Raw genomic sequence first — 12,144 nt, forward strand, 5'->3', positions numbered from 1 at the left:
AGCATCTGCTTAATTTCAGGTAAAATTAGCGGCCATTTTTTCAGCAGGATAACGTCATGACCGATAATCGATTGTTTCTGATGTACGATACGTCATTCGACGAGATGGACGCTGAAGGCAGCCCGAGTTTTGGTTATGTGCTGGTATTTAACAGCGAAGACGCTGAACAATATCAGGCCGGTGAAAACCCGTCCTGCCCGGCCGTATCGATGATGTTTACCGATCATGCCGATGGTGCTATCAGTGGTGATTTACTCGGCTGGGCCCATCTGGATGCCGACATTTTCCAGCAGTTCCCATTAGGCCACTTCTTATTATTGATGGAACAAGCGGCCCAGGTTGCCATTAACGCCTACCGGCAGGTTGGTCAGGTGCCAGATCGCTTAGTGGCCCAGCACCTTGGCGATGAAGAGCTGATCCAGTTCGATGTGCAATTTAACGATCTGCAATTGAATGAACAACAAAACGAACAGCAACTGGCACAGCAGTTGATGTCTGGCCGCCCCTATCTCGACTCATAGTGGACATAGTAGCGGCAATAAATACCGTAAAACTGTTTTGCATTTCACCCCAGCGGCTTTTACTATTAGCCGCTGAGTTGGCAGTTTGTTACCGGAGAAGGTGTTATGGCGCATGCCATTGATATGTCAGCAATTGAACAAGCGCTAGATGGCTTTACCATACCACCACAGCCGGAGATCCTGCAGCATATTCAACAACAGCTGGATCTGCCGGAGCCCAGCATTAAACGCATTGCTGCACTGATAAACCTCGATATTGGTATTGCCGGCTTTACGTTAAAAGTAGTGAACTCAGCCTTTTTTGGCCTGCGGCACAAAATTACCTCTGTAGAACATGCCTGTAAATTTCTCGGCGTTAACCGGGTATTAAAACTGGTGCGCAGTGTACTGGTGCGTTTTACGCTGTCTGAAGGGCGGCATGACAAATTTAGCCTTAAACTGTGGTCCAGCGCTTTACAAACCGGCAATATCGCCATGACACTGGCCAGGAATTTTAATTTCAGCCAGGACATTCAGGACGATTGCTACAGCCTGGGCCTGTTTCATAACGCCGGTATTGCACTTATTCAGCAACAGGTAAGTAACTACGAACAACTGCTGCAACAAGGCCTGCAACAGGGCCGCGGCTACAGCGAGATTGAAGAACAATATTTTCATACCTGCCATGAGGTATTGGGCTACCTGGTGGCACAGTCATGGGGCTTAACGCCAGAGCTGTGTAATGTTATTGCCTATCACCACAGCCCGGCACTGATGCTGGAAACCGACAGTGAACTGGAAAAACAGCTGTTTGCCTTGCTAAAACTGGCAGAGCATTTTAGTGGTCAAAGCCGCCAGCTGTTTAATATTACGCTGGACCCGGAATGGGAGCTGCACAAAGGCGCCATTCTCGAAGCTTTAGATTTAGAGCCGCTGCAATTGGCCGAACTGGCTGAACTGCTGCATCGCCAGCACATCAATACCGTTTACTCTGTCTGATATGCCACACCACAAACTGCATTTGCCGGAAAAACGTTGTCCGGTATGCGGCCTGATGTTTAGCTGGCGTAAAAAATGGCAACGTAACTGGGAGCAGGTAACCTATTGCTCTGAACGTTGCCGCCGCCACAAAACGGCCGACCCGGCCCAAAGCTGATGAAGATTATTCTGGCGCCGATGGAAGGCGTAGTCGATCATCTTATGCGCGATATGCTGACGCGTATTGGCGGCTATGACTTATGCATCACCGAATTTATCCGCATCGTAGACCAGAAACTGCCGGTACGGGTATTTACCCGTTTTTGCCCTGAGCTGCAAAACGGCGGCAAAACTTTTGCCGGTACCCCGGTGCGGGTGCAATTATTGGGGCAAGACCCAAACTGGCTGGCCGAAAATGCCGTGCGCGCGGTAGAGCTGGGCTCGCCAGGCGTTGATCTAAACTTTGGCTGCCCGGCCAAAACAGTCAATAAAAGCCGCGGCGGGGCTGTGCTGCTAAAAGAAACCGAGCAGCTGTACAGTATAGTAAAAGCCGTGCGCGATGCAGTACCGGTTGAATTTCCAGTTAGCGCAAAAATCCGCCTTGGTTATGATGACACCAGCCTAACGCTGGCCAATGCAGCGGCTATCGCTGATGCCGGTGCCAGTATGCTTACCGTGCACGCCCGTACTAAAAGCGACGGCTACCGGCCACCGGCTTACTGGCCATGGATCGCCAGAATTAAACAGCAGATAACTATTCCGCTGGTAGCCAATGGTGAGATTTGGAACGCTGCCGATGCCGCCTTATGCCAGCAGCAAGCCGATTGCAGCGACATTATGCTCGGCCGCGGCGCGCTGGCTATGCCAAACCTGGCTCAAAGCATCCGTACCGGTGCAGCCGCTATGCCCTGGCCGCAAGTGCTGGAACTGCTAATGCGCTACTCTGAATTTGAGATCAGCGGTGACAAAGGCCAGTACTATGCGAACCGTATCAAACAATGGTTCAGCTATTTAAAGCTGCAATACCCGCAAGCGGCCGACTTATTTCAGCAACTGCGTGTGCTGCGTAAAAGCAGCGATATTCTGGCGACATTAAATCAGGCTCTGCAGCAAAGCCAGCAAGCGTAAGCCAACGCAAAGTTTTTTATAAAGACTATACTCCTCAGACAGTTAGTTTAAGGAGTCCAAGTTATGCCAATACAGGTTGCCGTGCTGAAGGAAAGCCGGCCAGACGAAAAACGTGTTGCCATGGTGCCCGCCGTGGCCGATAAACTCAGTAAGCTTGGCTGCGACATCTGCCTGCTCAGCGGCGCAGGCCTTAGCAGCAAATTACCCGACAGCGCCTATACTGCAGTGCGTTTTGTTAATACAGAACCAGAACTGCTGACAACAGCTAATATAGTACTGGCAGTACAACCCCCTACAGCTGAGCAAATTAACCTGCTGCCGCGCGGCTGCATTTTGCTTAGCTTTGTTTATCCACACAAAGAACCCGACCTTACCCGCTTACTGCGTGATAAACACATAACCTGCTTTGCTATGGAGCAGGTACCGCGCATCAGCCGGGCTCAGGCCATGGATGCGCTGTCATCGCAAGCAGCGTTAGCCGGTTATTATGCCGCGCTGCTTGGTGCCACTAAGCTTGCCCGCATTCTGCCTATGATGACCACCGCCGTTGGCTCAATCCGCCCGGCACGCTGTTTAGTTATGGGCCTGGGTGTTGCCGGTTTACAGGCCTTAGCCACAGCACGGCGTTTAGGTGCGATAACTGAAGGCTATGACGTACGGCCCGAAACCAAAGAGCAGGCAGAATCCTTAGGTGCCAAATTTGTTGATACCGGCGTTGATGCCCGAGGCGAAGGCGGCTATGCCCGTGAGCTGACACCAGAAGAGAAAGACAAAATTGCCAGTGTCGTTACCCGGCATATTCAGCAGGCCGATATTGTTATTACCACGGCTGCCATACCCGGGCGGCCTTCGCCGAAGCTGATTAGTAAAACTCAGGTAGATGGCATGAAACTGGGCGCCGTGATCATTGATTTAGCCGCTGAAGGCGGCGGTAACTGTGAATACAGTGTGCCCGGTGAAACCATTACACAGGGCCAAATCACTATAGCCGCACCGTTAAATGTGCCGTCGATGCTGGCCGAACATGCCTCAGAGCTTTACGCCAAAAACCTACTGAACTTATTACAGTTATTTATTGTAGATGGCGAAATTAAACTGGATTGGGATGACGAAGTGCAGGCAAAAACTGTGCTGACGCTCCAGGGCGAGATCAAACCGGCAGCGGTTAAAACCGCGCTGGAACAGCAATAACCTACCACTATTTTTGGGGATAACCATGGATTACACCACCACCATCTTAACCGGCTTTGTGGCGCTGTATATTTTTATGCTGGCCGCTTTTACCGGCTTTGAAATTATCGGCCGCGTACCGGCCATTTTGCATACGCCGTTAATGTCCGGTTCTAACTTTATTCACGGCATTGTTGTGGTTGGCGCCTTGTGGGCGCTGTTAAACGCCAGCTCGTTACCCGAGCAGATCATCGGCTTTGTCGGCGTGCTGCTCGGCGCGGGCAATGCCGCCGGTGGTTATGTGGTAACCGAACGCATGCTACAGATGTTTAAACCTTCCAGCAAAACTAATAAGGAGTAAGGCATGAACGCAGCTTTGCTCATCGACAGTAGTTATTTTATCGCCGCCTTTTTGTTTATCTACGGCTTAAAACGTATGTCTTCACCGCTCACGGCCCGCTCTGGTATTGTCGTTGCCGGTGTTGGTATGGTGCTGGCTGTGCTGGCCAGCTTTTTATACACGCTGGATGTTAACGAGGCCGCCAAACCACACCTTAGCACTAATCTGACGCTGGCACTGATTGCGCTGGTATTAGGCCTTGGCTGGGCGTGGCGTAGCGGCAAAAAAGTCGCGATGACCGAAATGCCACAAATGGTCGCGCTGTATAACGGCATGGGCGGCGGTGCAGCAGCGGCGATTGCCGCCATAGAGCTGATTGGCTACAAAACCCACGGCACAGTGTCACTCAGCTTGGCGGTGCTGGGCGGCTTAATTGGCGCCATCGCGCTATCCGGCTCGCTTATCGCCTGGGCCAAACTGGATGGCCGTATTAATAAAACCCTGCGTTTTTCTGCCTTGCAGCTGGTAAACGGCAGCCTATTGTTAGTGTTGCTGGCCATTGGCGCTTATATTATCTGGCACGGCGGCATCGTTGCCTGGCCGGTGTTTGCCGTGTTCTTTGCCCTGGCGCTGATTTACGGCGTAATGATGACAATGCCGATTGGCGGCGCTGATATGCCGGTGGTCATTTCGCTGTACAACGCCTTTACCGGTTTAGCCGTTGGCTTTGAAGGCTATGTGCTGAATAACCCAGCGCTAATGATTGCCGGTATGGTGGTCGGTTCAGCCGGATCGTTGCTAACACTGCTGATGGCTAAAGCAATGAACCGCTCGGTGGCCAATGTGCTGTTTTCTAACTTTGGCGCCACAAGCGATGAAGCTGAAGGGGATATTGCCGGCAGTCAAAAACCGATTGATGCCAGCGACGCCGGTATTAATATGCGTTACGCCAGCAAGGTGATTATTGCGCCGGGCTATGGTTTAGCGGTGGCGCAAGCACAGCATAAGCTGTACGAGTTGGTAAAATTGCTGCAGGATGCCGGGGTTGAGGTAAAGTTTGCCATTCACCCGGTAGCTGGCCGTATGCCGGGCCATATGAACGTGTTGTTGGCAGAAGCAGGAGTGCCATACGATATTATCTTTGATATGGAAGATATTAACGGCGAGTTTAAAGAAGCCGATGTTGCCATAGTCATTGGCGCCAACGACACAGTAAACCCGGCGGCACGTACCAATAAAAGCTCGCCGATTTACGGCATGCCGGTGCTGAATGTCGATATGGCAAAGCAGGTGTACGTAGTAAAACGAGGCCAGGGTAAAGGTTACTCTGGTGTGGAAAACGCACTGTTTTACGCCGACAATACTCAAATGGTATACGGCGATGCACAAAAAGTGATGGTATCGATGATCCAGGCAATTAAATCACTCGGCGGCGGGCATTAACCGGCACAAGAAGCCGTTACCGGTTTAATTGCTGCTGACACAACTGCCCCAGCGTTTGCAGTGCCCGCTCCAGCCGGGCATCCTGCTCTATAGCGCAGTTTAGGCGGATAAAGTTACGGTAGTGCGCGCTACCAGCCACAGCGGTAGGTGAGAATATAACCCCCGGCGCTATGCTGATATGTTCTGCCAATGCCTGCTGTGCCAGCGTGTAACCATCTACTGCTGGTGGCAGTTCTACCCAGAGCACAAAACCACCCTGCGGCTGGCTAACGCGGGTGCCGGGTGGAAATAACCGGCCAATACTGCTGCTAACGCGCTGCACCGCAGCTTCGTACTGTGGCCGTACCTGACGTAGATGCCGTTCATACTGGCCACTTTGCAACAGCTTTGCCACCGCTAATTGTGGCAATGCAGCGGTACTTATATTACTAATAAACTTCAGGTATTCCAGTTTTGCAGTGTGTTTTGGTGCTATTACCCAGCCCAGGCGTAAATCCGGCGACAGCGTTTTGGAAAAAGTGCTGCAGTAAAAAATATCCTGCTGTGGCGCCAGCGCTAAACAACTGCCCGGCCTTGGCCCGGCAAAGCCTAAATCGCCGTAGGTGTCATCTTCTATCAGCGGTATATCACGCTGTGCCAGCAACTGCAGTATGCGATTTTTATTGGCGTCAGGTATCAGGCTGCCCAGCGGATTACTGTAATTAGCAATCAACACACAGGCCTTTACCGGCCATTGCTCAAGTGCTTGCTCCAACACATCTGGCGCCATGCCGGTTTGTGCATTAGTGGGCAGCGCCAGCGCTTTTAAACCTGCCGCTTCCAGGGCTTGCAGCAAACCATAAAACGCCGGCGATTCTATCACCACCACATCACCCGGCTGGGTTACCGCGGTTAAGCTCAGCATCAGCGCTTCCTGGCAGCCATTGGTAATAATGACATCGTCCTGCGATACCACAGCGCCATGTAATGCCATACGCCGGGCTATTTCACGGCGTAATTCAGGCGCACCGCGGCTGGCTTCATAGCGCATTAAGCGTGCTGGTTCGGTTTTTATTACCTGCTGCAACGCTTTTTGTAGCGCGTGCTGTGGCAGATAAACCGCAGCAGGTACCGCGGCCCCTAAGCGCATATAGGCTGGATCGGCTGCAGCCTTAGACAGCGACAACGCTATTTGCTGGCTGCAGACAAGGCTGGGCACAGCCGCCTGTTGCAGCAACGCACTGCTAAGCGGTGGCGGCTGATGACGCGCTTTAACAAAATAACCACTGCGGTTATTGGCTTGCAAATAACCATCAGCCTCCAACCGGCGGTAGCTCGCTACCACAGTGGAAATACTCAGCGAGCGGCGCCTGGCAAGTTCGCGCACACCCGGCAGACGCTCGCCACAGCCATACTGGCCCAGCTCTATTTGCTGTTGCAGCTCAGCAGCCAATTGTTGATAACGAAAACTCACACACCCTCCTTTGGTTTAAGCTAAAACATCTGTAGCGCCTGCCACAATGGCGGTAATACCGACAATGCCAGCAGCATGCCCATTGCCCGGTTAAACCAGCGCCGTTGCTCTGGTGCTGTCAGTAAGCGCTTTAAACCGGCACCAAACATCAACCAACTAATAGTGCAGGGCAAACCCACCAGCAAAAATACCAGCGCAATCAGCGCCAGTTGCTGCCAATATACGCCCTGCAAGCTGGTAAAAGCGGCAATAGCGCCGGTAATCATCACCCAGGCTTTGGCATTTACCCACTGAAACAGCAGTGCCTGCATAAAACTCAGTGGCTTACTGTTGCCCGTTTCTATTTGCTTTGGCTCTGCGCTGGCAATTTTCCATGCCAAATACAGCAAATATATCGAGCCAACTAACTTTATCAGTTGGTGCAACAGCGGCTGTTGCTGCAAGATCAGCCCGGCACCCAGACCTACCGCCAGCAACATCAGTAAAAACCCCAGTTGAATACCGGCCAAATGCGCCAGGCTTTTTTGCACGCCGTAATTAACGCCGGACGACATAATCATAATGTTATTCGGCCCGGGTGTAATACTGGTGGCAAAGGCAAAAAATACTAAGGTCCAGAATAACTCCATGCAGCTTGCTCCTGTTTGCTTACGTTAAGTAGCGACAGTAGCGCGTGCACACGGCAGAAAATATACACAGTACAGTGCAAAATAAGCAGTACAGATAAAATAAAAATAACAGCAGAGCAATACAGCGAAGCACTCAAATCAAACCATCAGGTCACACCAGCAGTGTAATAAACAATTAATTACACAAAACATTATGCTACTAACTCATGATTAACAGCTTTGTAGTCGCTAAACTTAAAAACACCCTGATTTTTATATTTATTGTGGAGTAATTGGTATGGGCCTTTGGTCTTTTGTTAAGCCGACCGCCAACAGGCACCCTGTGCTGGCCTGTTTGCTTATGTCTGCACTGGCATTGGCGGTGTCGGGCTGCGGTGGTGGCAGTGACAATGCGGATACTATACCGCCGGTAGCAACACCTCCGGTGGTAACTCCCCCCGCCCCAACACCACCAGAGGAAACTCCACCGCCAGAGGAAACGCCGCCAGCAGGGGAGCTGCCAGAACCTGCTCTTGAAACCGCGCCAAGCGCCGACGTTAAGCCACTGCCCAAACCAGGCGGCCCGTCGTTACCACCGCCACCGACTGAGCTCAGGCTATCGGCAGCTTATGATAAAAGCGCCGCTGCGCCAGCAGTAATTGCGCCATCTGCCAGCTCATCTGGCGATGAAAATGGCAATAATACTGCAGATAAAGCCATTGATGGCGATTTAACCAGCCGCTGGGAAAGCGCCTGGGGCGATGATGTTGCCGACGCTGACAGCGCCTGGTTACAGTTTGATTTTGGTGCCAAAACCGCCATTGGTTATATCAAGCTGTATTGGGAAAACGCCTATGCTGAAGAATACGCCATTTATATTTCTGATGATGCCGAAAACTGGTATCAACTGCGCTATATCGCCGGAGCCCAAGGTGGCACTGAAGAGTTTTTTAACCTGAATATCGATGCCCGCTATGTGCGGCTGCAAGGCATTAAGCGCCACACCCAGTATGGCTATTCTTTGTTTGAGGTTGAATTTAAAGCGCCGGGCAGCGACAACTCCATGCCGCTGCTGGACACCTCCTATGTGCCCTACCCGCTAAGTGGTAGCGGCCGCCAACCACTGCCAGCCCCGGCTGAACCGGTTGAGAGCGTGCGCTTTACCCTGGCGGATGGCACCCTGGTAACACGTTTTGGTATGGTAGGCCGCTCCCGCCACGCCCGCGAACGCGGTGAGGAATGGAACGAAATAGGTTTTGGCTTGAATGAAACAATCGACGCCCAGGGCAACCCTGCCGATAAAGGCCCTGGCGCACATTTAAACTTTATTGCTAACTACTTTAAAAACCGTACCTGGGGCGTCGAGTTTATTGATAACAGCAACGTTGCCGGTGTTACCGCGCCAAGGATTATCGTCAACCAATATTACCAGCAAGCGCAAAAAGGCGGCGGTCACTCTTTTGTCCGCCGTTTTGACGAACCCAACGTTACCGGTTTTGGCTGGATGAGCCCCGGCGATTTACTCGATGACTCTACTTATCTGAGTGACGGTGCACCCTGTCCTGTCGTGCAAAAACCAGCTAATGCTGTGCTATTAAACCCTAACAGTGGCTATAACGGCGTTATCGGCGCTAACGATGGCTGCAGCGTGGTGTTTGATACTTACCCCGGCCACCGTGCCCTGTCGACGAATGCCGATGGCGTACTGGTGCCAAACGGCAATAACGTGGCAGCACGGGTACTGAAAAAAGGCGACGTTATTGAGTTTACCGGCTCGTTCTTTTCCACCCGTGAAGCCATGGATGCAATTGGCGATAACGGCGCCTTTCGTTATTACACTAACGAGCTGACCTACGTCATGGGCCAGGGCTTACGCCCCTGGTATGGCGTGCAACCTCGGTTAATGAATGAACCTTTACCAGACAGCACTCTGCAAGGCGGGCTGGGATCGGTGTCATACGATTACGCCGACAATGCCAGCTTTATTTTTCAGCAGCCACATAACAATATTGGTATGCAAAATATTCAGCGCTTTATGGAAGGACGGCGCTGGCTACACACTAACTTATGGAGCGGCGAGCATAACGAAGATGGTAATGATCGCAATGACGCTGGCCGCTACCTGCAGGGCCCGCGCTTTAACCAGTCATCCTGCTTTAACTGCCATATCAGCAATGGCCGTAGCGTAGCCCCAACAGTAATAAACCAGCGGCTGGATACCATGGCGATCCGCGTTGGCGCTACCGGTACCGACACCAATGGTAACTATTTGCCGCACCCGATTTACGGCCAGGCTGTGCAAATGAATGCGCGATCTGCTACCACCGGCGCAGTGCAAAACTGGGGCAATGCCGCTGTGGTTGCCGGTTTTACCAGCAAAAATGTACAACTTGCCGATGGCACTGTGGTTGAACTGCGTAAACCGGAAATTGCCTTTGAAGGCCCAACACCTGAAGTTTATTCAGTGCGCTCAGCTCAGCCATTAATTGGTATGGGGCTGCTCGAAGCCATTGACGATGAAACCATTTTAGCCAGGGTGCGCACCTCACCCGATGCCGATGGCGTACTGGGAACAGCCAACTATGCCTATGACCCGGAAACCGGCGGCGTGCGTTTAGGCCGCTACGGTTGGAAAGCCGGTAAAGTCAGCCTGCGCCACCAGGTAGCTAACGCCGCCTTACTGGATATGTCGGTAACCTCGTCCATTTACCCGAACCGCGATTGTCTGGCGGGGGCCGCACACTGCGATGCGGCCAGCGGCACAGAACCCGGCTTGCCGGATGAAGCGCTGCAGTTAATGACAGAATATCTGCACCTGTTAGCCGTACCGGCACAACGCAGCCTGGTCAGCGGTTACCCTAAAGGCGTATCGCCCATGGCGTATCTGGATGTTGAACCGGCAAAAATTGCGCAGGGTGAGCAGGTATTTAAAGCCATCCGCTGTAACGCCTGCCATGTCAGCGAAGTGCAAACCAGCGCCCGTTCAGCCTTTGACGAAGTACGCAACCAAACTATCCGGCCTTACACCGATATGCTGTTGCATGATATGGGTGAAGAGCTGGCCGATAACTTTGCCGAAGGCTTAGCCGGCGGCAATATGTGGCGCACACCGGCACTGTGGGGCATTGGCTACACCAAATACGTCGCGGCCGGCACACCGGTGGGCTATTTACACGACAGCCGCGCACGTACGTTAACCGAAGCCATTTTGTGGCACGGCGGCGAAGCTGAAGTGATTAAAAACCGCTTTGTTAATTTAGCCACCGAAGAGCGCGAGGCCCTGCTGGCTTTTCTGGGGTCGCTGTAAGATCAGGCCCGGTGTCAAATACAACACCGGGCTTTACCTCAGGCGTTCGCCGTTGCTGTGTTGGCGTTTGCTGAGCGGTTGCGGCGAAACCACAACACCATGGCCAACCCCACCGCAGCAGTAACCGCACCGGCCAGCGGCACAGCGTTCAGGCCAAAGCCGGCGCTAAGCATCAGCGCACCCAACATAGCACCTAACGCATTACCCAGGTTAAACGCGCCTATATTCATCGCCGACGCCAGGCTTGGCGCTTCTGCGGCTTCCTGCACCACCATCGCCTGCAGCGGTGGCACAAGGGCAAAACTGGCAATACCCCACAGCAAGATCAGCGGCGCCACCAGCAGCGGCGACGATATCACCAGCGCCAGCGTCACCAGCAACAGCATCACCGCAACTAACGACGCAATCAGCGTTAAATCCATTGAGCGGTCGGCAAAACGGCCACCAAGCACATTACCCACCGCCAGGCCGATGCCATATAGCACCAGCATCGCAGTGACAAACATGGTAGAGGCTTGGGTTTCGTCCTGCAAAATGGGCACTATGTAAGTAAATACTGTGAACATAGCGCTGGAGCTGACCACAGTTAACAGCAGCGCCACCAGTACCGGCTTTTTGCCCAGCACCCTAAGCTCATTGCGGACATTGGCTTTTTGTTTATTCACCATCGCCGGTAACGACAACCGCAGCGCCGCCATCGTAACAAGCCCGATAACCGCCATGCCGAAAAACGCCGGACGCCAGCCAATTACTTCACCAATATAAGCAGCCAGCGGCACACCGCCGATGGTAGCAATGGTCAGGCCGGAAAACATCGCCGCCACTGCACCGGCACGCTTTTCCGGCGGCACCACGTTCATCGCTACTATAGCCCCGACGCCAAAAAAGGCGCCATGGTTAAATGAGGTAATAATCCGCCCGAGTAACAGCACGTTATAGCTGTCTGCCAGCGCAGAGATCAGATTACCCAGCGTAAAAATAGCCATCGATAACAGCAGCAGGTTACGCCTGGCCATATTGGCAAACACCAGCGTCATCAGTGGTGCGCCAAGCAGCACACCAAAAGCGTACGCACTGATCAGCATACCTGCTGTCGGAATAGATACCCCCAGATCGCCGGCAATAATCGGTAGCATGCCCATAGGAGAAAACTCTGTTACACCAATACCAAAGGCACCCAGCGCCAGCGCGAGCAAAGGAATATTGATTTTCATATC

General features: G+C 52.7%; 11 protein-coding genes. 8 read left to right on the forward strand and 3 right to left on the reverse strand.

From position 1 onward, the window contains the following. Nucleotides 1-56 precede the first annotated feature (56 nt). The 7 genes from MJX74_RS17715 (at nt 57) to MJX74_RS17745 (ending at nt 5,559) form a co-directional block, all read left to right on the forward strand. Nucleotides 57-521 (forward strand): hypothetical protein, encoded by a 465-nt coding sequence (locus tag MJX74_RS17715; RefSeq protein WP_092792424.1) that lies wholly within the window; start codon nt 57-59, stop codon nt 519-521. 105 nt (nt 522-626) lie between these two features. Further along, entirely contained in the window at nt 627-1,499 is an 873-nt protein-coding gene (locus tag MJX74_RS17720; RefSeq protein ID WP_240224351.1) for an HDOD domain-containing protein, read from the forward strand. Between the two features lies 1 nt (nt 1,500). After that, complete coding sequence (locus MJX74_RS17725; protein WP_082694741.1) at nt 1,501-1,656, forward strand: DUF2256 domain-containing protein; 156 nt, start codon at nt 1,501-1,503, stop codon at nt 1,654-1,656. Then, the gene (dusC, locus tag MJX74_RS17730) at nt 1,656-2,606 is read left to right on the forward strand and encodes a tRNA dihydrouridine(16) synthase DusC (protein ID WP_240224352.1); all 951 of its coding nucleotides are present in this window, start codon (nt 1,656-1,658) and stop codon (nt 2,604-2,606) included. Before MJX74_RS17725 ends, dusC begins: the two co-directional genes overlap by 1 nt. Before the next feature lie 63 nt (nt 2,607-2,669). Then, nucleotides 2,670-3,797 (forward strand): NAD(P) transhydrogenase subunit alpha, encoded by a 1,128-nt coding sequence (locus tag MJX74_RS17735; RefSeq protein WP_240224353.1) that lies wholly within the window; start codon nt 2,670-2,672, stop codon nt 3,795-3,797. A gap of 25 nt (nt 3,798-3,822) precedes the next feature. After that, nucleotides 3,823-4,137, forward strand: coding sequence for an NAD(P) transhydrogenase subunit alpha part 2 (locus MJX74_RS17740; RefSeq protein ID WP_068233127.1), 315 nt, complete (start codon nt 3,823-3,825; stop codon nt 4,135-4,137). Nucleotides 4,138-4,140: 3 nt separating this feature from the next. Beyond that, the gene (locus MJX74_RS17745) at nt 4,141-5,559 is read left to right on the forward strand and encodes an NAD(P)(+) transhydrogenase (Re/Si-specific) subunit beta (RefSeq protein WP_240224354.1); all 1,419 of its coding nucleotides are present in this window, start codon (nt 4,141-4,143) and stop codon (nt 5,557-5,559) included. A gap of 16 nt (nt 5,560-5,575) precedes the next feature. Here MJX74_RS17745 and MJX74_RS17750 read toward each other — a convergent pair whose 3' ends face one another. Together MJX74_RS17750 and MJX74_RS17755 are read right to left on the reverse strand one after the other, a co-directional pair. Beyond that, the gene (locus MJX74_RS17750; RefSeq protein WP_240224355.1) at nt 5,576-7,012 is read right to left on the reverse strand and encodes an aminotransferase-like domain-containing protein; all 1,437 of its coding nucleotides are present in this window, start codon (nt 7,010-7,012) and stop codon (nt 5,576-5,578) included. Between the two features lie 20 nt (nt 7,013-7,032). Continuing rightward, nucleotides 7,033-7,641, reverse strand: coding sequence for a LysE family translocator (locus MJX74_RS17755; RefSeq protein WP_240224356.1), 609 nt, complete (start codon nt 7,639-7,641; stop codon nt 7,033-7,035). A gap of 277 nt (nt 7,642-7,918) precedes the next feature. On the opposite strand from MJX74_RS17755, the gene MJX74_RS17760 reads away from it, so the two are divergent. Next, nucleotides 7,919-10,927, forward strand: a complete 3,009-nt coding sequence (locus MJX74_RS17760; protein WP_240224357.1) for a di-heme oxidoredictase family protein — start codon at nt 7,919-7,921, stop codon at nt 10,925-10,927. A gap of 38 nt (nt 10,928-10,965) precedes the next feature. Here MJX74_RS17760 and MJX74_RS17765 read toward each other — a convergent pair whose 3' ends face one another. Next, nucleotides 10,966-12,141 carry an MFS transporter gene (locus MJX74_RS17765; RefSeq protein ID WP_240224358.1) on the reverse strand — a complete coding sequence of 392 codons (1,176 nt, stop codon included), beginning with the start codon at nt 12,139-12,141 and terminating at the stop codon, nt 10,966-10,968. Between the last annotated feature and the right edge of the window lie 3 nt (nt 12,142-12,144).

The organism is Rheinheimera hassiensis (assembly GCF_022436675.1).
In the GTDB taxonomy this organism is placed as follows: domain Bacteria; phylum Pseudomonadota; class Gammaproteobacteria; order Enterobacterales; family Alteromonadaceae; genus Alishewanella; species Alishewanella hassiensis.

Excerpts from the sequence above, each read along its gene's own strand:
- MJX74_RS17715 (WP_092792424.1), top strand. The coding sequence starts at position 57 with ATGACCGATAATCGATTGTTTCTGATGTACGATACGTCATTCGACGAG.
- MJX74_RS17720 (WP_240224351.1), top strand. The coding sequence starts at position 627 with ATGGCGCATGCCATTGATATGTCAGCAATTGAACAAGCGCTAGATGGC.
- MJX74_RS17725 (WP_082694741.1), top strand. The coding sequence starts at position 1,501 with ATGCCACACCACAAACTGCATTTGCCGGAAAAACGTTGTCCGGTATGC.
- dusC (WP_240224352.1), top strand. The coding sequence starts at position 1,656 with ATGAAGATTATTCTGGCGCCGATGGAAGGCGTAGTCGATCATCTTATG.
- MJX74_RS17735 (WP_240224353.1), top strand. The coding sequence starts at position 2,670 with ATGCCAATACAGGTTGCCGTGCTGAAGGAAAGCCGGCCAGACGAAAAA.
- MJX74_RS17740 (WP_068233127.1), top strand. The coding sequence starts at position 3,823 with ATGGATTACACCACCACCATCTTAACCGGCTTTGTGGCGCTGTATATT.
- MJX74_RS17745 (WP_240224354.1), top strand. The coding sequence starts at position 4,141 with ATGAACGCAGCTTTGCTCATCGACAGTAGTTATTTTATCGCCGCCTTT.
- MJX74_RS17755 (WP_240224356.1), bottom strand. The coding sequence starts at position 7,641 with ATGGAGTTATTCTGGACCTTAGTATTTTTTGCCTTTGCCACCAGTATT.
- MJX74_RS17760 (WP_240224357.1), top strand. The coding sequence starts at position 7,919 with ATGGGCCTTTGGTCTTTTGTTAAGCCGACCGCCAACAGGCACCCTGTG.
- MJX74_RS17765 (WP_240224358.1), bottom strand. The coding sequence starts at position 12,141 with ATGAAAATCAATATTCCTTTGCTCGCGCTGGCGCTGGGTGCCTTTGGT.